We start from the raw sequence: 23,305 nt of genomic DNA on the forward strand, positions 1-23,305 counted from the left end.
ATATTCTCTCTGAATCTTCATTAAATATTACTTTCCTTCTTCGATGTATTTGTATATTTAAATTATTATATTTTATTATATGCACATAAATGAAAAATGTCAACTAGTTTATAAAAAATTTTAAAATCGAGTAGGAGGAAAATAATTATTTTATTTTCCGTCCTCTCACACCACCGTGCGTACCGTTCGGTACACGGCGGTTCAATAGAATTACCTATATCTTAAATAACTTTCAGTTAATGTTATAAACCCTTGTTCTTTTAGGTAATTGTTAGATAATGTTCTTGCTAAAATAGGGCTGTTGGAGATTCTCCAATAGCCTTTTCTTGTGTTTGCATATTCCCACGCTTTGAAGCTATCTAATCCTAATTTAACTAGATTATCATGTTTTGTTTTAATTTTCTTCCATTGCTTCCAATAGCATAGGCGTAGCCTTCGTCTTAGCCATTCATCTAGACTTATAAGAGTACTTTTCATATCTGCTAACTTAAAGTAATTAATCCAACCAATTATTATTTGTCTTAATTTTACTGCACGATATTCCATGCTCATTGCATTGCTTCGCCCAGTAATTTTCTTAAGCGTAGCTTTTAATTTCTCAATGGATTTACTGTGTACTCTTATTCCCATCTCATTTTTCTTGTTATAAAATGAGAATCCTAAATACTTTAACTTCCACGGTCTATCGACCTTACTTTTGTCCTTATTCACTTTGAGTTTCAAATCCTCTTCTATGAATTTTGTGATACTATGCATTACTCTTTCTGCAGCCTTCTTTGATTTAACATATATATTACAATCATCAGCATATCTACAGAAATTTAATCCTCGTTTTGCTAGTTCTTTATCAAGTTCATTTAACATGATATTGCTAAGCAATGGAGATAAATTACCTCCTTGAGGTACGCCTTTCTCCGTAGTATTTACTGCTCCGTTCATCATCACACCTGCTTGTAGATATTTTCTTATTAGAGAAATTACCCTAATATCTTTAACCTCTTTATAAACTAAGCCTATTAGCTTATCATGGTTTACAGTATCAAAGTATTTCTCTAAATCTATATCAACAGCCCACTTATATCCATTATCCATGTACTGTTTACATTTTAGAATTGCTTGATGAGCGCTTCTATTTGGTCTAAATCCATAACTATTCTCAGAAAACTTCTCTTCAAATATTGGGATTAGCACTTGAGCAATGGCTTGTTGTATCACTCGGTCAACTATCGTTGGAATTCCCAGTGGACGCTTCTTACCATCTGATTTTGGAATTTCTACACGTCTAACTGGATTTGGTTTATAGCTACCATCCAATATAGATTGCCTAAGGCTATCGCCATTTTCTTTTAAGTATTGTAGAAGTTCATCTACTTTCATACCATCAATACCATGACTTCCTTTGTTAGCTTTAACTCTTTTAAAGGCTTGATTTAGATTGTTTCTATCTATAATCTTCTCTAGCAATCCATTGGAGTATTTAATTTCGGCGTCTTGTCGCTTTTCTAACGTCAATGAAATGCTAGGCGCTCCTACATACTCTTCGAGTTCCACTCTATCCTTCTGTAGGTAACCTTCTCTATGAAGTTGTCTGCTTTCATCACATTTCTTTGTGTTCTTCAAAGTTTCAAAACCTCCTATCGTTCAGTCCTTCCACTCGCTTTCGCGATTAGCGAGAGTACTATGACCTCTGCTGACTTCTTAGACTTCAGCTATGTATCACTACATAGGTTATTGCTTCAAAATTCATTTCCACAATGTATATCTAAGACCTCCCCAGGTAAGAACGTAATCTTTCTCTCCATCTATCTGCCACATTTACATTACCTATTTTCGAGTAGTTATTGGGCTTTAGTTTGACTAGCAACTTTACCCATAGGTACTGCCTTACATGTGGTTTCTGTTCGTCAGACCAGAGATTTGCCGCCGACTTCCTTCAGATTCCATCTCACGGTGGACACCCTTGTCTTAAGCTATACACTTACCACTACTAGGTCGTGTTAGGGACTTTCACCCTTAAGATTACGCCCATGCTGGGCGCACTAGAATAAATGGAGTATGCTTTGCTAAGCATACTCCATTCCTTATTACTTAAATTTCTAGATAAAATAACTTAGCTTAAAGGCACATTACAGCAGTTTACATAGTTTCCAATTACACGGAACCAGATTCTTTCACTAGAACATATAGGTTCATTAATCACTGCAGTCAAAGGTTTAACAAAATCACTACAAGTAGTACCAGTAGTATTTGTTACTACATCAGCGATTTGAGCAAGTGTAACTCTTGTTGTACCAACAATTTTGTATATTATTACACATATGATAAAAGGCTTGTTAGGACAAAGGTTTCTAACCAAAACATTAAAATTAACTACTCTCCCAACAGTTGCACCGTCTATTGCACCAGCTTCATTAATAAGATTCTGTGGACATACACATGGTAATAAATCTCTAAATCTATCAGGAAGTATAATACTTTCAGCATTTTCTGGAATTTCAGATTCAATAGATATTTCTTCTATATTTTCAGTATTTAAATTTATTTTATTTTCCATAAACTATACCCTCTCATTTTTAAAATTTTAACCGTAATTTTATTAGATTTTATTAAATAAAAATCTATTATTAGTATTAAGTTCAGCTTTTTTAAGTCTATTTAAAATAATCATTTACTAATGACTACTCTTAATTTTATTATATGCTGCTATAGTATACTTGCTACGTATTTTTATACTTCTTTAAAGTTTCCAATTTCATTGCTTTGTTATCATAATAAAATAAATTTAATGTATAAGTCCTTATTCTTTAAGGTATCTAATAAATACTGTTGTTAATAAGAAAGAGCTATTGGAAATTCTCCAATAGCCTTTTCGCATATTCAAATTAATACACCCTTAATATTCAAAAATAATATGTAACTTGTTTTATCCCAATACTTTCCTAGCTATGGTTACAGATTCCTTTGCATCTTTAGCATAAAAATCTGCTTTAATCATATTTGCATATTCCTCATTAAGTACCGCTCCACCCACCATAACTACACAATCTGGCTTAGTCCTTTTTAGTTCAAATATGGTTTCTTCCATATTTTTAACAGTAGTAGTCATTAGTGCACTAAGTCCTATTAGCTTAACATTATTTCTAATAACAGCTTCTACTATCTTTTCCTTAGAAACATCTTTTCCTAAATCGATAATCTCATAGTTATAATTCTCCAGAAGTACCTTTACTATATTTTTTCCTATATCATGTATATCTCCTTTTACAGTAGCTAATACTATCTTTCCTTTTGAAATCTCAGCATCAGTTCCTTTTCTTAACTTATCTTTTATGACCTTGAAGGATTCTTTTACTGTTTCTGCAGATTGGATTAGTTGTGGAAGAAATATATGTCCATTTTCATATTTTTCTCCTACAATATCTAAGGCAGGAATTATATATTCATTTACAATTTCTAGTGGTTGTTTATTTTCTAATAACTTCACTGTAGCTATTTGGGCTTCTTCTTTAATACCATTTAATATTATTTTAAATAAATCATCTTGAATATTGTTTACATCTTTTTTTATAGATATTTGCTCTTTAGATATATTTTCATTATATTTTAAATATTCCTTTGCTCCCTTATCTTCATTCCATAAAACTTTAGAGGCTACTATTATGTCCATGATATCTTTATTTAAGGGATTTATTATAGGTAAATCCAAACCCGCAAATAAACTTGCTGCTAAAAATGTTTTATTTAGAATTTCCCTATTAGGTAATCCAAAAGATACATTGGATACTCCAAGTACAGTCTTTACATTTAACTTCTCTTTTACTAAGGAAAGTGCTTTTAAAGTTTCTTTAACATCTTCCTGTTGAGCAGCAGCTGTTAATGTTAAGCAATCTATATATATGTCTTTTTTATCTATACCATAACTTTCTGCTGTTTTTACTATTTTTTCAGCTATTCTAAATCTTTCTTCCCCACTTGAAGGTATTCCTCTGTCATCTAAAGTAAGCCCCACTACAGCAGCTCCATATTTTTTTACTATAGGTAATATATTTTCTAAAACTTTATTTTCTCCATTTACTGAATTAACTATAGCCTTACCATTATAATATCTTAATCCCATTTCTATAGCTTTAGCATTTGTAGAATCTATCTGAAGAGGTACGTCCAATATGGATTGTATTTCTTTAATAACCTTAACCATTATTTCTTCTTCATTTATTTCTGGAAGACCAACATTAACATCTAAAATATGGGCTCCTGCATCAACTTGAGCTATAGCCTCCCTTAGAATATAATCTATATCTCCATTTCTTAATGCTTCCTTAAATAATTTTTTACCTGTAGGATTTATCCTTTCTCCTATTACTTTGACCTGATCAATAATTACTGCTTTAGTAGGAGTGCATACACCACTTAAAGGACTATATTTCTTGTCTTTTATTTCTACTTTCTTTAAAGCTTTTACTAAACTTTCTATATGTCTATCTGTTGTACCACAGCATCCGCCTATTACTTTTACACCTTTTTCTTTAAACTTTGCTCCGTAAACTGCAAATTCTTCTGGTAAAATATTAAATATCGTATCACCCTTTATAATATTAGGTAATCCTGCATTAGGTTGGACCATTACAGGCACTTTAGATATGTTTAATATTTCGTCTATTATAGGTTCTATTTCTTTAGGTCCTAAAGAACAGTTAACTCCAAGAGCGTCTACGCCTAACCCTTCTAGTACCATTACCATAGATGTGGCATTGCACCCTGTGAAAGTCCTCTTGTCTGACTCAAAGCTCATTGTACAAAATACTGGCAAATCTGAATTTTCCTTAGCTGCTAATACTGCGGCCTTTGCTTCGTATAAGTCTGTCATGGTTTCTATTAATATTAAATCAACACCACTTTTTACCCCTTGAATAATCTGCCTTTTAAAAATACTATAGGCTTCATCGAAGGTTAAAGTCCCCATGGGCTCTAATAGTTCACCAATGGGACCTATATCTAAAGCTATATATGCTTGTTTATTCTTAGTAGCTATTTTTGCATTTTCTACTGCTGAATGAATTATTTTCTCTACACTAAAATTACTATTTTTAAGCTTAATTTCGTTAGCTCCAAAGGTGTTGGTAGTAATAACATTTGCACCAGCTTCAATATAAGCTTTGTGTATTTCAATTATTATTTTTGAATCAGTAATATTTAATATTTCTGGTAATTCACCTAACTTTAATCCACTACTTTGCAACATAGTACCCATAGCACCATCAAAAATTAAAATTCCTTCTTTCAATTTTTCTTTAATTTCCACATCTATCATCCCCTTTTCTAAACATACAATTAGAATATTTATTACACTGTAAACAGCTTATCTTTTTTATGCTATTATTCTCTCTTTTAACAACCCCTACTATGGCTGTAACGGATTTTCTTGGTATTAAAATACTATTAGAGGATGCAGTAAGCCCTATAGATTTTTCTGCACTGAGCATAGCGAGAAATTTTTTTTTGTATATCTATGGGTAAATCCCCATATCCAGGACTATACCTAGATGTTAGTGTATTGTTTTCATTTTGTACAACTTCCTCCAACTCTTCACATATTCTATCACATAGTTCTTCTATAGCTGTTGTAGCACAAGCATCTAGTATTAATGCCTTAGTCATGCTTATCTTTTCATAATATCTTATTTTTTCATCTACACTATTTCCTAGAGTTGCAGCCATTAAGATACAGATTTCTGATTTATCCAAGTGCTTTCTAATATCTTCTCCTGCTATACTAAAATTGCTATTTAAAATACATATTCTATCCTTCTCTTTCCTAATGTTAAAGAATTTATATACATATCTAGCTTTAATTAAACTTCTCATTTCATCCATTAATTCATCAATTAAATCATTAGTAACTTTATCTAAAACTTGATTTTTATAGCCTAAATATCTTAAAACCTCATGTTTATTTTGTAGAAATTTATCCATGGGCAAGCTCCACCTCCCTTATTCATTAATTATATATTAAATTACTTGTCTTTTATTTATAGAATTTAGTATTGATCCAATGCTATTAGTAATTCTTTTAGCTATATATGGATTGTTCATTGTATAAAGATGTATTCCCCTTACACCAGTAGAAACTAAATCTACTATTTGTTCTAATGCATAGGCTATTCCTGCATCCCTCAGTGCATCCTTATCATGCTCATATCTATTTATTATTTTTATGAACTTGGAGGGTAGATTAGCTCCACAAAGAGAAACTATCCTTTCAACTTGTTTTTTATTGGTTACTGGCATAATACCTGCTTGAATAGGTACCTCTATACTACTTTTCTCTACAGAATTTAAAAATTTATAGAAATAATTATTATCAAAGAATAACTGGGAAATTAAATACTCTGCTCCCGCATTCTCCTTTAATTTTAATATTTCAATTTCCCTCTCTATGTCTCTACTTTCAATATGTCCTTCAGGATAGCAAGCTGCTGCTATTCCAAATTCCTTGGTTTCCTTTATGTGGTTTATTAGTTCTTGAGAATTATTAAACTCCCCTACTGAGGGATTTCCTTCAGAAACATCTCCCCTCAAAGCTAATATATTTTCGATTCCATTTTCATTTAAACTTTCTAAAATTCCATTTATTTCACTTTTAGTAGAACCTATACACGTTAAATGTGCTAATGCCTCTATACCATATTTATTTTTAACTAAAGATGATAACTCACATGTTCTATTATTATTAACACTTCCACCAGCTCCATAGGTAATGCTAATATAGTCAGGATTCAAACCTTGTAATCCCTCTAAAGTATCGTATACAGTCTCTATTGATGATGTAGGTTTAGGTGGAAATATTTCAAAAGAAAAAACTACTTCTTTTTCCTTAAATAACTCTTTTATATGCATTTACTATACCCCCTCTTAGAATAATATAATATTTGTTATCTAATAACAGCATAAAACTCATCATTAATGAAGTTTTTAATGTTACTAATAAATCTACTTATTTTCACATAATCTATATCTTTAGAGGTAAATATAATATTTTCACCAGTTTTTATAATTTTATCAACTATTTTTTCTTCTTTAATAAGGTTTAATACCTTCTCATTTAATCCATATTTAGGACTTATTCTTATATAATATATATCTTTAACTAAATCTGTATTATTACATAACTTATCTTCTTCCTGATTTATTCCACAACTTCCATAATTATTATATATAATATCAAGAACATCACTTACCACAGCATTTGCTGTAGGTAGTTTACCCGCACCTGCACCATAAAATTTCAGCTCTCCTATATCATTCCCAATAATAGACACTAAATTATTAGCATCTTCTACCTTTGCATAAAATGAATCCTTAGACAAAATATTGGGCTCTACAGATAAATAATAGTTATTTTCATTAAATAAAGCCTTTGCTAATAGTTTTACCGTATATCCTAATTCCTTTATTGCCTTTATATCTACTGCCTTAATAGTTCTAATGCCTCTACAGTAAATATCTTCTTCTTTTATTTCTCTTTTAAAGGCTATGGTAGATAAAATTGCTAATTTTCTTCTAACATCATATCCATCAATATCATCCGTTGGATCCGCTTCCGCATAACCTAACTTTTGAGCAATATCCAGTGCCTGTGAAAAGTCTAGGTTTTCTTTAATCATCTTACTTAATATAAAGTTAGAAGTACCGTTTAATATACTATTTATCTCTTTAATATCATTTAAGGTTACTTGTTGTTTTAAAGGTTTAACAATAGGAACACCACCTGCCACACTAGCTTCATATAAAAATGCTCTTTTATTTTTATTTGCTAAATCTATAAGTTCCTTCATATGCCTTGCAACCACCGCCTTATTTGCAGTTATAACATGTTTCCCTTTTATTAAAGCATATTTTATATATTCATAAGCTTCTTTTATTCCCCCTATAGCTTCTATGACTATATCTATATCTGGATCATCTAAAATAAAATAAGGATTATCTGTTAGTTTATTTTTACACTCCTTTATACTCCTATCCTTATTTATATCTTTAATAAGAATTTTACTTATAGATAGTTCATCACCCACTAATGTTCTAAAAATCCTTTTTCTTTTATATATAATTTCATAAACTCCTGTGCCTACAGTTCCAAATCCTAATAATCCTATATTCATAAAAATATCACTCCTCTTTTAATATAATTAGTTGCATATTTTAACTTTTTACTAAACATTCTCTTACCCAATTTGAGAATAAACGCTGTGAATTACTACTCCAATCTAAGTCAATTTCTTGGCTAGAATCATCACTTGGAAAATAATTTTTAGGTACACTTATATTAAATCCACTTTTTATATCTCTTTCATATTCCTTTTTTAAAGTACAGCTCTCATACTCAGGATGTCCTGTAATATAGATTTGTTTTTTATCTCTAGTGCTTACTATATAGATACCTGATTCTTCTGATTCGCATAGGACTTCTAATTCTTTTATTTTTTCTATATCCTGTTTTCTAACTCTCCCATATCTTGAATGAGGAACTATAAATCCATCACTAAGCTCTTTTAATAGAGGCTCCTTTTTATTTACAATTACATGAGGAAAAACTCCGAAGATCTTTTCTGTTGTTACACATTTATTTATTCCAAAATTGTGATATAATCCTGCTATTGTTGCCCAACATATATATAATGTAGACTTAACCTTTTTATTAGAATAATCAATTACTCTCTGTAGTTCCTTCCAGTATTCGATATCATTAAAATCTAAAAATTCTAAGGGAGCTCCCGTAATAATAGCGCCGTCATAATTACTATTTGCTACCTGACTTATGGATTTATAATGTTTCTCTAAATAGGTTTTATCTGTATTTCGTGGTGTATGGGTTTTCATATACAAGAAATCTACCTTTATACTTGTATTCATATTGCCAAATATACTTAAAAACTGAAATTCTGTTTCACACTTTTTAGGCATTAAATTTACAATTAAAATACGTATCACATCTGAATGGTAACTGTGAGAAGCATCTTCTATTTGGATTCCATGTTCAATTAACTTATTTACTGATAAAAGATTTTTATCTATTATTAAGGACATTCCATCACCATTCCTTTAAAACTGCTTTTTTAAGAGCTTGATCTATATCTTCTATAAGGTCATCCACATCTTCTATTCCAATAGAAAGTCTTATCATATCTGATGTAACTCCGGCATTTAATTGTTCTTTTTCATTTAATTGAGCATGAGTAGTACTTGCTGGGTGTATTACAAGAGATTTTGCATCTGCAACATTAGCAAGATGAGAAAATATGCTAAGTGATTCAATAAATCTTACTCCTTCCTTTACTCCACCTTTTATCCCAAATGTAAATATGGAACCAACACCCTTTGGAAAATACTTTTGTGAAAGAGCATAATATTTATTACCTTCTAAACTAGGATAATTTACCCATGATACAAGTGGATGTCGTTGTAAAAACTCCGCAATCTTTTTAGCATTTGACACATGTCTTTCTACTCTCAATGAAAGAGTCTCCAGTCCTTGTAAAAATAAAAATGAGTTGAAAGGACTTAAGGCTGCTCCTGTATCCCTTAAAAGTTGCACTCTAGCTTTCACAATATAAGCTGCTGCTCCTATATCTTTAGCATAAACTATACCGTTATAACTAGAATCTGGTTTGTTAAGCTCAGGGAATCTCGGGTTATTCAACCATTGGAATTTTCCAGAATCTACAATTATTCCACCTATTGAAGTTCCATGTCCCCCTATAAACTTTGTTGCAGAATGAACTATAATATCAGCTCCATGTTCTATTGGACGTATAAGGTATGGTGTCCCAAATGTATTATCTACAATTAGTGGTATATTGTGCTCATGAGCAATGTTAGCTACCTCTTCAATATCAATAAGATTTATCCCTGGATTTCCTATAGTTTCCAAATAAATAGCCTTAGTTTTGTTACTTATAGACTTTCTAAAATTTTCTATGATATCTGGATTTACAAATACGGTTTTAATACCTAACTTAGTAAGAGTTGTAGATAAAAGATTGTATGTGCCTCCATATAAAGTGCTAGCTGCAACTATTTCATCTCCTACTCCTGCTATATTAATTATTGCGTATGTGATTGCAGCAGAACCAGATGCAACTGCAAGAGCTCCCACACCCCCTTCTAAAGCTGCCACTCTTTTTTCAAAAACATCCGTTGTTGGATTCATTATTCTAGTGTAAATATTTCCTTCTTCCTTTAAAGCAAATAGATTAGCTCCATGCTCAACGCTATTAAAAACATAGGATGTAGTCTGGTATATGGGAACTGCTCTAGAGCCTGTTGCACTATCTACTTCCTGACCTCCATGAACTTGTAACGTATCAAATTTAAATTTTCTTTCTCCCATTTTAATCTCTCCTTAAAATATTTTATTAGAAAACATAAAATCCCCTTTCATCTAAATCTAAATAATCTAGATGAAAGGGGATTTACATACAAGGGTACCCATGTTATAGCTCCCTCTCATCTTTCTCTAAATTTGTAAAATTAGAGTAGGAATTGGCACCTTTTCAGACAAATGGGTCTGAAGGTTGCCGAGGTTTCATAGGGCCTATCCCTCCACCTCTCTTGATAAGAGTTTCATTATTAAATTTTAAATAGTATAATTTCTGAAAACAATTTAAAAACAAAAAACCTCTTTCACTGAAAGAGGTTGTAACAATCGTCTTCTTATCTTTCAGCTCATACTGTAGGATTTAGCACCATATATGTAGATGAACACATTGGTTGCTGGGCTTCATAGGGCCTATCCCTCCACCTCTCTTGATAAGTATTATATTAAATATTTTATTACATATCATTATAATGACTATGAATATCTATGTCAATAGATTTTTTATTTAATAGCTAATTAAACCATAGAGTATTAAAGTAAATACTATATATCCATAGATTTAATAAGGAGACTTGATTCTTTTGCCATATTTAACCTTAAATAATTAAGTCTGTTATTTGATTACCTATAAATTAGTATGCTATAATAAGCTCACTACATTTTAAAATAAGGGGGAATATAAGAATGGACGGGAGCCCCAGTGGCAGTTTTATTCTAATCTTTTTACTAATCTTAATAAATGCTTTCTTTGCATCTGCAGAGATGGCAATTGTATCTTTAAACAAAACTAAACTAAATCTTTTAGCGGATGAAGGTAATAAGAAGGCCTTACTTCTTCAAAAAATTTTAAAGGATCCTAATAATTTCTTATCTACTATCCAAGTAGGAATTACCTTTGCAGGTTTCTTTGCATCTGCTTCAGCAGCTACATCTATTTCTGTAGGCTTTTCAGATACACTATCTGGATTTGGTATACCATACAGTGATAAAATAGCTCTAGTTGTTATAACCTTGCTTATATCTTATCTAACGTTAGTTCTAGGAGAACTAGTTCCAAAGAGAATAGCTCTTCAAAATTCAGAGAAGGTAGCTATGTTTTCTATAAAAGCTATAGTTCTTATAGCTAAATTTACTAAACCTTTCGTATGGTTTTTATCTTGCTCCACTAATCTTATAATGAAACTCTTTGGAATTAAGACAGATGGTATGGAAGATCAGGTTTCAAGAGAAGAAATCAGAAGTCTTATTGAAATTGGCCAAGAACAGGGCGCTATTAATAAGATAGAACGTGAGATGATTGATGGTATAATTGAGTTTGATGACACCATGGCTAAAGAAATTATGACACCAAGAACAGAGGCTTATCTACTAGAAGTAAATGATTCCATTAAAGACAACATAAGTTATATCCTGAGTGAAAGTTTTTCTAGAATACCTGTCTATGATAAGGACTTTGATAATATTGTAGGCGTGCTTTATATGAAAGATATATTTGCAAGTATAGTAGAAAAGGGCATAGATAATATTTCTATTAAAGATATAATGAAAAAACCTTATTTTGTTCCTGAGACAAATTCTATTGATAATTTATTCAGAGAACTTCAGACAAACAGGAATCATATGGCTATATTAATAGATGAATATGGTGGATTTTCAGGTATTGTTACCATAGAAGACATTATTGAAGAAGTAATGGGAGAAATTTGTGATGAATATGATGATGAACAACCTGAAATAGAAAAAGTAGATGAGGAAAACTATATAGTTAGTGGATTACTTACTCTATCTGATTTGAATGATTTTTTAAATCTCTCTTTAGATTCAGAGGTTGCAGATACCATAGGTGGTTTATTCCTTGAAACCTTTGGAACTTTCCCTAAGGACACAAATAACCATCAAGTTCAAATAGATAATGTAACCCTAAAACTTTTAGCCTTAGATGATAGAAGAATAGATAAGATTCATCTTATAATAAATAAAAGCAACAACATTGAATTTTAATTTAAAGTAATTACTTAAATTGAATATAAATTTGGCTATCTAAAAAAACTAATACCATTAAATAAATTTACACTTATATTGTTAGGTGCAAATTTATTTTTATAGTATTAGTTAATTATTTGAAGATAGCCTTTTTTATTAATTATTCAAACTGAGAATTATATAATTGACTATAAAAACCCTTTTGTTTTAATAACTCCACATGATTTCCTTGTTCAACTATATTCCCATTATTAACCACTAGAATATGATCTGCATTCCTTATGGTAGAAAGCCTATGTGCAATTACAAAGCAGGTTTTATCCCTCATTAAATTTCTCATGGCTTGCTGAATTTGAACTTCTGTTCTAGTATCAACATTAGAAGTTGCTTCATCTAAAATAAGCATCTTTGCATCCAAAAGCATAGCCCTTGCTATGGTTAGTAATTGTTTTTGTCCTTTAGATACATTAGCTCCATCATCAGTAATTACTGTATCATAGCCCTTAGGAAGTCTTTTTATATATGAATGAATTTTAGCTGCCTTAGCTGCTTCTACCACATCTTCCATAGTTGCATTTTCATTGCCATAAGCAATATTTTCAAATATACTTCCTTCAAATAGCCATGTATCTTGAAGTACCATAGCATAAGCTTTTCTTAAACTCTTACGTGTAACCTGTGATATTGAATTTTCATCTACCTTAATATCCCCTTCATTAACATCATAGAACCTCATGAGAAGATTAATTAAAGTAGTTTTTCCTGCTCCTGTAGGGCCTACTATAGCAATCATACTTCCAGCAGGTACATTCATACTAAGATTCTTAAGAATAATCTTATTCTTATTATATCCAAAGGAAATATTCTCTACCTTCACATTTCCTTCCATATCCACAAGCTCTTTAGCTCCTTCCTTATCTGCTACCTCTGACAACTCATCCATTAATTGAAAAATTCTTTCAGCAGCAGAAAGTGAGGATTGAAATTCTCCCATGATATTAGCAGCTTCATTAATAGGTCCTGAAAATTTTCTAGAATATAGTACAAAGGAAGATATGTTTCCTAAAGTCATTTGTCCAAAAAGATACATAATAGCCCCAAAAATACTGATAAGAGTTAGGGATAAATTATTCATAAAGTTAACTGAAGGACCAACCATAGAACCATAATAATCAGCACGATAATAAGCATTTACTGCTTCTTCATTTTTACTTGCAAATTTTTTCTTTGTGTTTTCTTCTTGATGATAAGCCTTTAAAGTCTTTTGACCTGATACAAACTCCTCTACCATTCCATTAAGTTCCCCTAATTTTCTTGAACGATTACGAAACATTGGTCTTGTTACCCTGGTTATTCTTTTAGTAAGTATAATAGACATAGGAACTGTAAATACAAATACTAAAACTAACTTTTCAGATATCATAACCATAGACCCAAAGGATATAATCACAGTAATTATACTTGAGCAAATGCTCACTAAATCAGATGTTAAGGTAGAATTTAAAGTATCCACATCATAGGAAATTTTACTTATGATATCTCCTGTTGCATGGGTATCAAAATATCCCACTGGAAGAGATAATAATCTATCAAATAAATCTTTTCTTAGTCTATAGGATATTCTCTTACTAATTTCTAGCATAAGTACTGATAAAATATAAGCTAATATAGAAGATAAAATATAAAATCCAATCATAAGTCCACAGTAATAATATATCTTAGAAAAATTTACTGCCCCTCTTCCAACATTTATATTATCTATAGCATAACCTGATAACATTGGACCAATTAAGGCAAATACGTTAGAGCCTATGGATAATATAATTGCTATGATAATTAATATCTTATATTCAAATAAATAGGACATTACTCTTTTTAATGTATTCCTTTTTCTATCTTTCATATATTATAAATGTCCTCCCTTTTTACTTTGATTTCCATAACTTACTCTCCCATCTGAGACTTATGAATTTCTTTGTATACATCACAACTTTCAATAAGTTCTTCATGAGTTCCATACCCTACAACATAACCATCTTCTAATACACAGATTTGGTCTGCATTAAAAATCGAACTAATTCTTTGAGCAATCATTATAGTTGTAGTATCTTTAAAATGTTCTGTAAGATTTTTTCTTAGTACAGCGTCTGTCTTATAATCTAAAGCACTAGAAGAATCATCTAAAATTAATATTTCTGGGTGTGCTGCTATGGCTCTGGCTATAAGCATTCTTTGTTTTTGTCCACCACTTAAATCTGCACCTCTTACTGCAACTTTAGTATTAAAGCCTTCTGCCTTGCCTTCAATAAACTCAGTTGCCTTAGCATAATCTGCTGCTGATCTTATAGCACTATTCTCTAGAGTTCTTCCAAACCTAATGTTTTCATAAATTGTATCCGTGCTTATAAAATCGTTTTGAAATACCACTCCAAACTTTTCTCTTAATTTTTTCATATTAATAGATCTAATATCTTGTCCATTTATATAAATAGAACCCTGATCTACATCATAAAATCTCATTAATAATTTAATTAAAGTAGATTTTCCTGAGCCTGTAGCCCCTATAATACCTAGAGTTTCACCTTTTTTAACTCCAAAGGTTATATTACTCACATTTTCTTCTTTATGATTATAAGAAAAAGAGACATTTCTAAATTCAATAGCATAATCTGTATTTATAATTGGTATGTTCCTAATTGGTAATTCTTCTTTCTCATTTAGTATTTCGGTAATACGCTTTGCGGAAGCACTTGCTTTGGAGTAATTAGTAAATACTCTAGAAATAAATAAAAGGGAATTTAATATTAAAGTTACATATGTTAAAAATGCAATTATTGCTCCTGGTTTAATGGCTCCACTATTTACTCTGTAAGCTCCAGCCAAAATAACAAATACTGTCCCCACATTTAAGCAAAGGTTCATTACTGGATTTAGTATAGCCATAACCATACCACTCTTCTTTTCTTGAATTACTGTAGCATCATTCCGAGCATTAAATCTTTCCTTCTCATGTTCTTCCTTTGATAAAGCCTTAATTACACGAATTCCTGTAACATCTTCACGAACTACACGTACAAAATCATCTACTTTTTTCTGAACAATTGAATACATAGGGATACCTACTTTTGATATGTACATAATAGTGATAAAAATAATAGGCATTACTGAAATCATTACTAAAGTTAGTAATGGATCTAATGTCAATGTTATAATTATTCCACCAATAAGCATTATTGGAGCTCTAATACCTAGTCTTTGCATCATTCCCACCATCTGATGGATGTTATAAGTATCCGTGGTAGCTCTAGAAATTAAAGAAGGTAGTGTAAAAGCATCCACTTGTCTATCAGAAAGACATATCATTTTAGAGAATAAATCATTTCTAACTCGCTCTGTGGTATCTCTTGCCACCTTTGAAGCCATTCTGTTAGCTAATATATTAAAAGTTACTGCACAAATGGCACATAAAAGCATAATTCCACCCCAAATTAAAATTAGAGATACCTGCTTTAATGGAATAATTTCATCAATCATATAAGACAAAATCCATGGAATTGCTAGTTCTACAATAGTTCCAGTAAACTTTATTGAAAATCCTATAAGCATGTTTACTCTATAAGGTTTTAAATACTTAAATATTTGCTTCATAATATTCCACCTTTAAGATATAATATATTTCGTTTTCCTAAATATATTATATCTTAAAGTTTTTAAAAAATCTATTTTAAAATTCAGAAATTTGCTTTAGCAATTTATAGTTCTAAAGGTTTACCTAATAATTTTTAGATGATAGAATAATAAGAATAAGGAGGTGCCATGTTGAGAGAAATAGATTATATGGCTATAGATGCTGATAATAATCAGGATCTATTAAATAGTTTCATTGAGCAAAATGAATTGTTTATTTTGAAATGTACATCAAGAATAACCCGAAAATACATAACTAAAAGTGATGATGAATGGTCTGTTTCACTTCAGGCATTTGTACAAGCAATTAAAGGCTACGAATTAATTAAAGGAAATTTTCTCAGTTTTGCCGAGCTTATAATTCGTAGGCGTCTTATTGATTATCTTAGGCTTCAGAAGAAATATAACTTAGAATTATCCGTAAATCCTGCCATATTTAATTGTCAGTTAGACGAAAATGAAAATGATAAAGATATTGCACTTGGACTTGCAGTAGCAGAAAAGATAATTCACCAAGAAAATTATACACTAAAATTTGAGATTGAAGCTGCAAATGAAGTATTTTTCTATTATGGCTTTTCTTTTTTAGATTTATCTACATGTTCACCTAAAGCTAAAAAGACAAAGTCGTCCTGTGCAAAAGTTGTAGTATATTTACTCAATAACCCAATATTAATTAATGAATTACAAAGTTCAAAACAACTACCATTAAAAATAATTGAAAAAAATTTAAATGTACCCCGAAAAATATTAGAACGTCACCGAAAATATATAATAGCAGCAGTAGAGATACTATCCGGAGAGTATCCAAATCTAGCTTACTATTTCAGGTACATCAGAGAGGAGATTAATAAATGAAATCTGTTGTTGTAGAAATCAAGGCTGGCTATGCTGCAGTCCTTTCTGAAGATGGCTGCATATCAAAAGTAAAAGATAAAAATTATATCGTTGGGCAGGTGATTGAGATGAAAAATAACAATTTGAAAAATATAAATAAATTGGTAATGTGTTCTGCTTTAACAGCTATGATTGCAATTGTAGGAGGCATAACACTATGGGCCTATAAAACACCTTACTCCTATGTGAGTTTAGATGTAAATCCTTCTATTGAATATTCTTTAAATCGTTTTGACAAGGTAATTAGTATAACTGCAGTTAATGATGATGGTCAGGAAATTCTTAATGAACTTGAATTGGACAAGCTTGAAGATCAAAAAATTGAAGATGCAGTTGCTGAAACCGTTAATCAAATTAGTGAAGATGGTTATTTTGATAATAGCATTGATAATGACATTGATGGTGGAATTATTATTGCAACTTCTGGTGAAGATCAAGAAAAATCAGATGAACTTGCTGAAAAACTACAAGAAAGTTTAGAAACTGAAATTGAAGAAATAGGTGAAGATATTACCCTTGAAACTATAAGTGTTGGATTTGAACGAGTACAAAAAGCCAAAGAACTTGGTGTAACACCAGGCAAACTAAATTTAGTTGAAAAACTACAAAATAGTTCTTCAAATCCAGAAAGCATTATTCTTGAAGAGTGGTTAAATAAACCTGTTAAAGAAATTATGAGTGCTATAAAGGAAAATAAGAAAGCTAAAATAGAACAAACTGAAACTTCTGATGAAGATGAATCTACTGAAGAATCAACTACAGATAGTACAGAAGTAGCAGATGAAATAAAAACTGATAAAGCCCTAACTAAAGAAGCTGAAAATACCAATGATACTAAAGCTACGCAGGAAAGAGCTAGCCAAAAATCTCAGAATAAAATAGAAAAAGCTACTAACAAGCTTGAAAAGACTGAGAATAAAGCTAATAAAAAAATCTGAAGTAACTGAGAAAAAAAAATAACAACAATGCTGAAAAACCTAAAGAAAAAAATACCTAACAAGCCTGAGAAATCTAAAGAAAAAACACCTAACAAACCTGAAAATCCAGGAAAAAAAGGTAATGAAAAATCAAATAAAAACTAATAATAGTTTTTATATATATTACTTATATAACTAAAGATAAAAATATAATTTAAACAAACTAAAGATAAAAACATAAATTAAATAAACTAAAGATAAAAACATCGTAAAGTACAAAAAAATACAAAGAGTATGCCCCTAATGCCCCCATACTCTTTGTATTTTTATATGCCTATAAATATCCCTGAAACCCGCATAAACAGAACAACTATTTAACTAGTTTAATAGTTAAATATCTATATATAATACTAGTTTAATATTTACATATTTATTTTACTGTTATTCTATTTTAAAATTATACTTAAAATATTCTTCTATACTTTCAAAGCAAATATCTATCATAAATTCTATTTCATCTTTACTTATTACATAAGGAGGTATGAAATAAAGTACATCACCTATAGCTCTTAATAGTAACCCTTTCTTCAATGCTATTTTATAAATCTTATAACCTACTCTACTTTGCCAAGAATATCTCTCCTTGGTACCTCTATCCTTTACTATTTCAATAGCAGTTATCATGCCTATACTTCTTACTTCTCCTATATGACTACAATTCTTTCCTCTTTCTATTGTAAGTTTTTCTATTAATCTTCCCTTAAATTTATTATTTTCTATTATATTTTCTTCTTCAAATATTTTTAGATTTTCTAAAGCAATAGCACAAGCCATAGCATTTCCTGCATAGGTATGACTATGTAAAAAAGATTTTCTTTCTGAGTAATCAGCATAAAAACAATTATATATTTCATTAGTAGTCATAACTACAGACATTGGCATATATCCTGCAGAAATCCCCTTTGAAAGGCACATAAAATCTGGACTTATATCTGCATGATTACATGCAAACATCTCTCCTGTTCTTCCAAATCCCATGGCAATTTCGTCTACTATCAAATGTACATCATACTTATCACAAAGATTACGAAGCTTTTTAAGATAAATAGGTGAATAAATTTTCATTCCTGCTGCACCTTGAACCATTGGCTCAACTATTACAGCACTTATCTCTTCATGATTTTCAACTAAACATTTTTCCATAGCTTCAAAGCATCTAGCACTACATTTATCTCTAGTACAGCCATATTTACACCTATAACAATCTGGTCCATCAATCCTAAGAGTATCTAAAAGTAAGGGTTTATATATCATATTAAAGGCATCAATATCACACACAGATAGAGCACCTAAAGTTTCTCCATGATAGGCATCACTTAAAGCTACAAATTTTTTCTTTTTAGTTTTATTTCTTTGCATATTATAGTGAAAGCTCATCTTTAAAGCTATTTCCACTGCAGAAGATCCATTATCTGAATAAAATACTTTATTTAATCCTTCTGGTGTTATACTTACTAACTTTTCTGCTAAGTCAATAGCCGGTTTATTTGAAAAATTAGCAAAGATAACATGTTCTATTTCATCAATTTGATTCTTTATGGCTTTATTTATTCTTTTATTGCTATGACCTAGGGTATTTGTCCACCAAGATGATATACAATCTAAATACTTATTTCCATGAATATCATAAAGCCAAACACCTTCTCCTCTTTCAATAACTATAGGATTAAGCTCTTCGTAATCCTTCATCTGTGCACAAGGATGCCATATATATTCTAAATCTCTTTTTACATAATCCTTCATATAAACACCTACCCTTTACTACAATTCTTCCATCCATTCTATAATACTTTTATCATTAAAAATCCTTGATGCAACAGTTCTTATATTATCTATATTACCTTTATCCAAGTTATCTATAGTTTTAAATTTACCTACAATAGAAATTCCAGTAAGTTTTCCTATAACCTTAATATTGTCTTGAGTTATATAATTGTCTTCATAATTATTTATAATAATTCCTTTTACTTTGATTCCCATGGACTCTATATATTTCACAGTAAGTACTGTGTGATTTATTGTTCCCACTCCACCTCTAGCTACAACCACGGTACTCATATTTAAATCCTTAATAAGGTCACCTAGTGTATATATTTCTTCATCTCGATTTATTAGAGGACATATTATACCACCACTACCTTCTGTAATTATAAAATCATATTTTTCTTTTAGCTTCTCAAATTTAGCCTTTATAATATTTAGCTCAATAGGATTATCTTCTATTTGGGCAGCTAAATGTGGAGATATCGCTGTCTTAAATATATATGGAGTTATATTTTCATAGGGTTCCTTTAATCCACTAACCTGGCTTACTAAGTCAGTATCTCCAGGAATTAGTTTATTACCTTCTTCTATAGCCCCACTTAAAGCTCCCTTAAAATATGTTGCTCTGTGCCCTTTACTTCTAAGGACATGAAGCAGTCCTGCAGTTACAACAGTTTTTCCTACATCTGTATCCGTTCCAACTACAAATATCCCCTTAGCCATTACTTCTAACCTCCAACTTTAGTTCACTTATCATTTTCTTATCATCACATATTTTATTACCAGAAGTGGTTAAATAATTTCCAGTAATAGTAGCATTTGCACCTGAGTTAAAGCATTCTTTCCCCAAATCCCTAATGAGATTTCTACCACCAGCTAATCTGATTAAAGCTTTAGGGTTTATAAACCTAAAAATAGCAATGGTCTTTAAAATATCCCCTTGACTTAAATTTTTAGAATCTTCAAGAGGAGTACCTTTTACAGGATTAAGTACATTCACCGGAATAGACATAATCGTTAATTCTTTCAATTCAAAAGCAAGATTGATTCTATCAACCCAACTTTCACCAAGTCCAATAATTCCTCCTGAACATACAGGTATACCTGCCTTCTGTGCAGCCTTTATGGTATCTATTCTTTCTTCATAACTATGAGTTGTACATATTTCCTTATAAAATTCCCTACTTGTTTCTAAGTTGTGATGGTACATAGTTATTCCTCTTGCCTTTAACTTAAGTAGCTTATCATAATCAAGTATTCCTAAAGAGGCACATAACTCAATCTTTAATTCCCTATTAAGGTTTTCATATATATCTAAAACCTTCTCAAAATCGTTACTTGTAATCCCTCTACCACTAGTAACTAAAGAGAATCTATTTACTCCCTCTGATTCATTTTCCTTTGCTAACTTTAATGCTACTTCCTTTGAAGCTAAATCATAGACTTCTGCACTAGTATTATAATGAACAGATTGCGCACAGAATTTACAATCTTCAGAACATCTACCTGACTTTGCATTCATGATAGAGCAAAGATCTACCTTATTACCGCAAAAGGTTTTTCTTATATTATTAGCACTAAGACATAATTGTTCAATGTCATCATTATTTCTAAGCTCTGTTAATGTCATTGCTTCTTGAAAATTTATGTATTCACCTGATAAAATTCTTATCTCTAAATCCTTAATAAAACTTTTCATACTTCAAGCCTTCTTTCACTTTTATTAAATGTATCCAAACCTTTTGAATATAGGTACTATTTTTATTGCTACATACGCTGCAAAGGCTGTTAAAATCAAATCTCCAGATATGCATAGTACAAAGCCATTAAAAAATGCAAAATATAGTGACATTGGTTGTCCTAGATATAAGTTATAGCTAACATAAAGATATATAACTCCAAATAAATAAATAAAAAACAGTCCAGCTAAAAGCATCCCCATAGCTTTAATAAAACTTAATTCCTTAATCTTTTCTCTTATCTTTCCTATGACATAAGCTGCCACTATAAATCCTATAAGATATCCAAAGGTAGGTTTAAATACATAGCTAAGCCCTCCCCCTTCAGTAAATACTGGTACACCTGCAAGTCCAACCATAACATAAATTATTTGGGATAGTGCGCCGAGTTTAGATCCTAAGATAACTCCTGCTAAGGCACAAAATAAGTATTGAAGAGTAAAAGGCACATAAGGTATTGGTATTTTAATAAATGCACCAATAGCAGTTAAGGCTGCAAACATAGCTACTAAAATCAAATTTCTCGTATTCTTGGTAGTTTTCATAATTCTCTCCTTAGAATGTTTACTTTATAGTGAAATTATAATTAAGAATTCTTTTATTGTCAACTTATAAATTTATTATAGTTTACAATTTTATTGTAGATATATTCCATTACCTGAACTAAAAATACACTAGGTATTATTAACAAGTACATAAAAATTAGAGAGCATGCTCTTTATATAGCAATGCTCTCTAATTTATCAAGTATTATATTTATTATTTTTCATAGGCTCTAATTCAAAATTCTCTTCTGATTTTCACCAAAAGTTTAGCCTGTGCTTTAATATTTAACTAATTTTCAAGTAGCCTTTTTACTGGAACATAAATCTCCATAATCGTGTCTGTTCGATAATGGCAACGCTCATCATAAAATTCAAAATCTAATTTATCTTCGTCATAAATATATCCACTATCTTTAAACCATTCTTCAAATATATATTTCCAAGTTTCTTTAATCACTTCTGAAAACTTATCTTGGTTAGGGTCTACAGTAACATCCACTGGAGGAGTTGTAAATACTGCATACTCCGCCTCTGGTACTTCCACTGTAATCATATCCTCTGTAACTTTAGAGAAATCCTCAACAATGACTCCTAAAAGATAGCATACATTTCCCCCTTTATCAGTTGGAACGCATAGACCAACTTCCCCATGATTAGGAGGATTTAAGATTTCATACATCTTTGTTTCTAAATTTTCTCCATCATAATTACTCCAAAAGGATGCAATATCCTTTGTATAACTTGTTCCTCCAATATTAGTATTTATTCCATATCCAGCTACCTTAAAAGCTGGCTTTTTAACAATAATAGGCTTCATAATATAACCTCCAATTTTAAATGTTATTCCCTTATTAAAGTATCCATCCATTCTAGCTATATATTGTGTTGGACTATATCCAAAAGCTTTCCGAAAGGACTTTGAAAATCCACTAGGTGTTTCAAATCCATATTCAAGGGCAATATCAATAATTTTTCTTCCTTTAAATAGTTCTAATGCTGCTAATGATAGCTTACGTTTTCTAAGGTACTCCATTATAGATATACCTTTACATAAAGTAAAAACTCTACAAAAGTGGTTTACAGAATACCCCACATAATCAGCAACTTCACTCACCGTAATAGCTTCCTTAATATTATTTTCTATAAATTCAATACATCTATCAATGTCTTTACTGTAATTCACTTTTATCACAACCTTTTCCCTAGGGTATCTTTATTATATCAAGACTTTAAAATTTAAGCTGTTCCTAATTTGCTAAAATCTAAATTTAAAACCCAATATTCACTTTTGAATATTTTAATGGTATATTGATTTTAAAGAAATTTAGTGTAATATTA

At 30.6% G+C, this 23,305-nt stretch carries 18 protein-coding genes, 2 riboswitches and 1 other annotated feature (1 of these 21 running past the window's edge); of the genes, 3 read left to right on the forward strand and 15 right to left on the reverse strand.

Annotated features, from left to right (window positions below):
* Positions 1–53, reverse strand: a binding site (T-box leader); it reaches 179 nt to the left of the window's first position.
* Between the two features lie 157 nt (positions 54–210).
* The 8 genes from ltrA to IO99_RS07620 form a co-directional block, all read right to left on the reverse strand.
* Entirely contained in the window at positions 211–1,620 is a 1,410-nt protein-coding gene (gene ltrA / locus IO99_RS07585; protein WP_035132058.1) for a group II intron reverse transcriptase/maturase, read from the reverse strand.
* A 490-nt stretch (positions 1,621–2,110) separates the two neighbouring features.
* The gene (locus tag IO99_RS07590; protein ID WP_035132060.1) at positions 2,111–2,554 is read right to left on the reverse strand and encodes a hypothetical protein; all 444 of its coding nucleotides are present in this window, start codon (positions 2,552–2,554) and stop codon (positions 2,111–2,113) included.
* Positions 2,555–2,923: 369 nt separating this feature from the next.
* Positions 2,924–5,302, reverse strand: coding sequence for a homocysteine S-methyltransferase family protein (locus IO99_RS07595; protein WP_035132062.1), 2,379 nt, complete (start codon positions 5,300–5,302; stop codon positions 2,924–2,926).
* Between the two features lie 137 nt (positions 5,303–5,439).
* Positions 5,440–5,973: a methionine synthase gene (locus IO99_RS07600; protein WP_242844108.1), complete on the reverse strand. Its 534-nt coding sequence runs from the start codon at positions 5,971–5,973 to the stop codon at positions 5,440–5,442.
* Between the two features lie 36 nt (positions 5,974–6,009).
* Entirely contained in the window at positions 6,010–6,897 is an 888-nt protein-coding gene (gene metF / locus IO99_RS07605; protein WP_035132064.1) for a methylenetetrahydrofolate reductase [NAD(P)H], read from the reverse strand.
* 35 nt (positions 6,898–6,932) lie between these two features.
* Complete coding sequence (locus tag IO99_RS07610; protein WP_035132066.1) at positions 6,933–8,159, reverse strand: homoserine dehydrogenase; 1,227 nt, start codon at positions 8,157–8,159, stop codon at positions 6,933–6,935.
* Positions 8,160–8,199: 40 nt separating this feature from the next.
* A complete protein-coding gene (locus tag IO99_RS07615) occupies positions 8,200–9,084 on the reverse strand; it encodes a homoserine O-succinyltransferase (protein WP_035132068.1) in 885 nt (294 codons plus the stop codon).
* A 4-nt stretch (positions 9,085–9,088) separates the two neighbouring features.
* Positions 9,089–10,387, reverse strand: a complete 1,299-nt coding sequence (locus IO99_RS07620) for an O-acetylhomoserine aminocarboxypropyltransferase/cysteine synthase family protein (RefSeq protein WP_035132071.1) — start codon at positions 10,385–10,387, stop codon at positions 9,089–9,091.
* 113 nt (positions 10,388–10,500) lie between these two features.
* Positions 10,501–10,618, reverse strand: a riboswitch (SAM riboswitch).
* Between the two features lie 89 nt (positions 10,619–10,707).
* Positions 10,708–10,813, reverse strand: a riboswitch (SAM riboswitch).
* 246 nt (positions 10,814–11,059) lie between these two features.
* Between IO99_RS07620 and IO99_RS07625 the strand changes: the two genes are divergently transcribed.
* Complete coding sequence (locus IO99_RS07625; protein WP_035132074.1) at positions 11,060–12,376, forward strand: hemolysin family protein; 1,317 nt, start codon at positions 11,060–11,062, stop codon at positions 12,374–12,376.
* A gap of 142 nt (positions 12,377–12,518) precedes the next feature.
* Here the strand turns inward: IO99_RS07625 and IO99_RS07630 are convergent, their stop codons facing one another.
* Both IO99_RS07630 and IO99_RS07635 read right to left on the reverse strand, forming a co-directional pair.
* Positions 12,519–14,261, reverse strand: coding sequence for an ABC transporter ATP-binding protein (locus tag IO99_RS07630; protein ID WP_035132076.1), 1,743 nt, complete (start codon positions 14,259–14,261; stop codon positions 12,519–12,521).
* 41 nt (positions 14,262–14,302) lie between these two features.
* A complete protein-coding gene (locus IO99_RS07635; protein WP_035132078.1) occupies positions 14,303–16,006 on the reverse strand; it encodes an ABC transporter ATP-binding protein in 1,704 nt (567 codons plus the stop codon).
* Between the two features lie 171 nt (positions 16,007–16,177).
* Here IO99_RS07635 and IO99_RS07640 point away from each other — a divergent pair, with 171 nt between their 5' ends.
* Together IO99_RS07640 and IO99_RS07645 are read left to right on the forward strand one after the other, a co-directional pair.
* Complete coding sequence (locus IO99_RS07640; RefSeq protein WP_051823994.1) at positions 16,178–16,903, forward strand: hypothetical protein; 726 nt, start codon at positions 16,178–16,180, stop codon at positions 16,901–16,903.
* Complete coding sequence (locus IO99_RS07645; RefSeq protein WP_035132080.1) at positions 16,900–17,880, forward strand: anti-sigma-I factor RsgI family protein; 981 nt, start codon at positions 16,900–16,902, stop codon at positions 17,878–17,880. Before IO99_RS07640 ends, IO99_RS07645 begins: the two co-directional genes overlap by 4 nt.
* A gap of 420 nt (positions 17,881–18,300) precedes the next feature.
* Here the strand turns inward: IO99_RS07645 and bioA are convergent, their stop codons facing one another.
* From bioA to IO99_RS07670, 5 genes are all read right to left on the reverse strand, one after another.
* On the reverse strand, positions 18,301–19,662 hold the full coding sequence (gene bioA / locus IO99_RS07650; RefSeq protein ID WP_035132082.1) for an adenosylmethionine--8-amino-7-oxononanoate transaminase: 1,362 nt from the start codon (positions 19,660–19,662) through the stop codon (positions 18,301–18,303).
* Between the two features lie 18 nt (positions 19,663–19,680).
* On the reverse strand, positions 19,681–20,406 hold the full coding sequence (gene bioD, locus IO99_RS07655; RefSeq protein ID WP_035132084.1) for a dethiobiotin synthase: 726 nt from the start codon (positions 20,404–20,406) through the stop codon (positions 19,681–19,683).
* Positions 20,399–21,382: a biotin synthase BioB gene (gene bioB, locus IO99_RS07660; RefSeq protein ID WP_035132087.1), complete on the reverse strand. Its 984-nt coding sequence runs from the start codon at positions 21,380–21,382 to the stop codon at positions 20,399–20,401. The genes bioD and bioB overlap by 8 nt, the downstream gene beginning before the upstream one ends.
* 24 nt (positions 21,383–21,406) lie before the next feature.
* Complete coding sequence (locus tag IO99_RS07665; RefSeq protein WP_035132089.1) at positions 21,407–21,967, reverse strand: biotin transporter BioY; 561 nt, start codon at positions 21,965–21,967, stop codon at positions 21,407–21,409.
* 289 nt (positions 21,968–22,256) lie between these two features.
* Positions 22,257–23,150 carry an AraC family transcriptional regulator gene (locus IO99_RS07670; RefSeq protein ID WP_035132209.1) on the reverse strand — a complete coding sequence of 298 codons (894 nt, stop codon included), beginning with the start codon at positions 23,148–23,150 and terminating at the stop codon, positions 22,257–22,259.
* Positions 23,151–23,305: the final 155 nt, after the last annotated feature.

The organism is Clostridium sulfidigenes (assembly GCF_000732635.1).
Classification (GTDB): domain Bacteria; phylum Bacillota; class Clostridia; order Clostridiales; family Clostridiaceae; genus Clostridium_J; species Clostridium_J sulfidigenes.

Bases quoted from the DNA above. Each gene is read 5' to 3' on its own strand.
- IO99_RS07590 (WP_035132060.1), bottom strand. From the start codon at position 2,554: ATGGAAAATAAAATAAATTTAAATACTGAAAATATAGAAGAAATATCT.
- IO99_RS07600 (WP_242844108.1), bottom strand. From the start codon at position 5,973: ATGGATAAATTTCTACAAAATAAACATGAGGTTTTAAGATATTTAGGC.
- metF (WP_035132064.1), bottom strand. From the start codon at position 6,897: ATGCATATAAAAGAGTTATTTAAGGAAAAAGAAGTAGTTTTTTCTTTT.
- IO99_RS07610 (WP_035132066.1), bottom strand. From the start codon at position 8,159: ATGAATATAGGATTATTAGGATTTGGAACTGTAGGCACAGGAGTTTAT.
- IO99_RS07615 (WP_035132068.1), bottom strand. From the start codon at position 9,084: ATGTCCTTAATAATAGATAAAAATCTTTTATCAGTAAATAAGTTAATT.
- IO99_RS07620 (WP_035132071.1), bottom strand. From the start codon at position 10,387: ATGGGAGAAAGAAAATTTAAATTTGATACGTTACAAGTTCATGGAGGT.
- IO99_RS07625 (WP_035132074.1), top strand. From the start codon at position 11,060: ATGGACGGGAGCCCCAGTGGCAGTTTTATTCTAATCTTTTTACTAATC.
- IO99_RS07630 (WP_035132076.1), bottom strand. From the start codon at position 14,261: ATGAAAGATAGAAAAAGGAATACATTAAAAAGAGTAATGTCCTATTTA.
- IO99_RS07635 (WP_035132078.1), bottom strand. From the start codon at position 16,006: ATGAAGCAAATATTTAAGTATTTAAAACCTTATAGAGTAAACATGCTT.
- IO99_RS07645 (WP_035132080.1), top strand. From the start codon at position 16,900: ATGAAATCTGTTGTTGTAGAAATCAAGGCTGGCTATGCTGCAGTCCTT.
- bioA (WP_035132082.1), bottom strand. From the start codon at position 19,662: ATGAAGGATTATGTAAAAAGAGATTTAGAATATATATGGCATCCTTGT.
- bioD (WP_035132084.1), bottom strand. From the start codon at position 20,406: ATGGCTAAGGGGATATTTGTAGTTGGAACGGATACAGATGTAGGAAAA.
- bioB (WP_035132087.1), bottom strand. From the start codon at position 21,382: ATGAAAAGTTTTATTAAGGATTTAGAGATAAGAATTTTATCAGGTGAA.
- IO99_RS07665 (WP_035132089.1), bottom strand. From the start codon at position 21,967: ATGAAAACTACCAAGAATACGAGAAATTTGATTTTAGTAGCTATGTTT.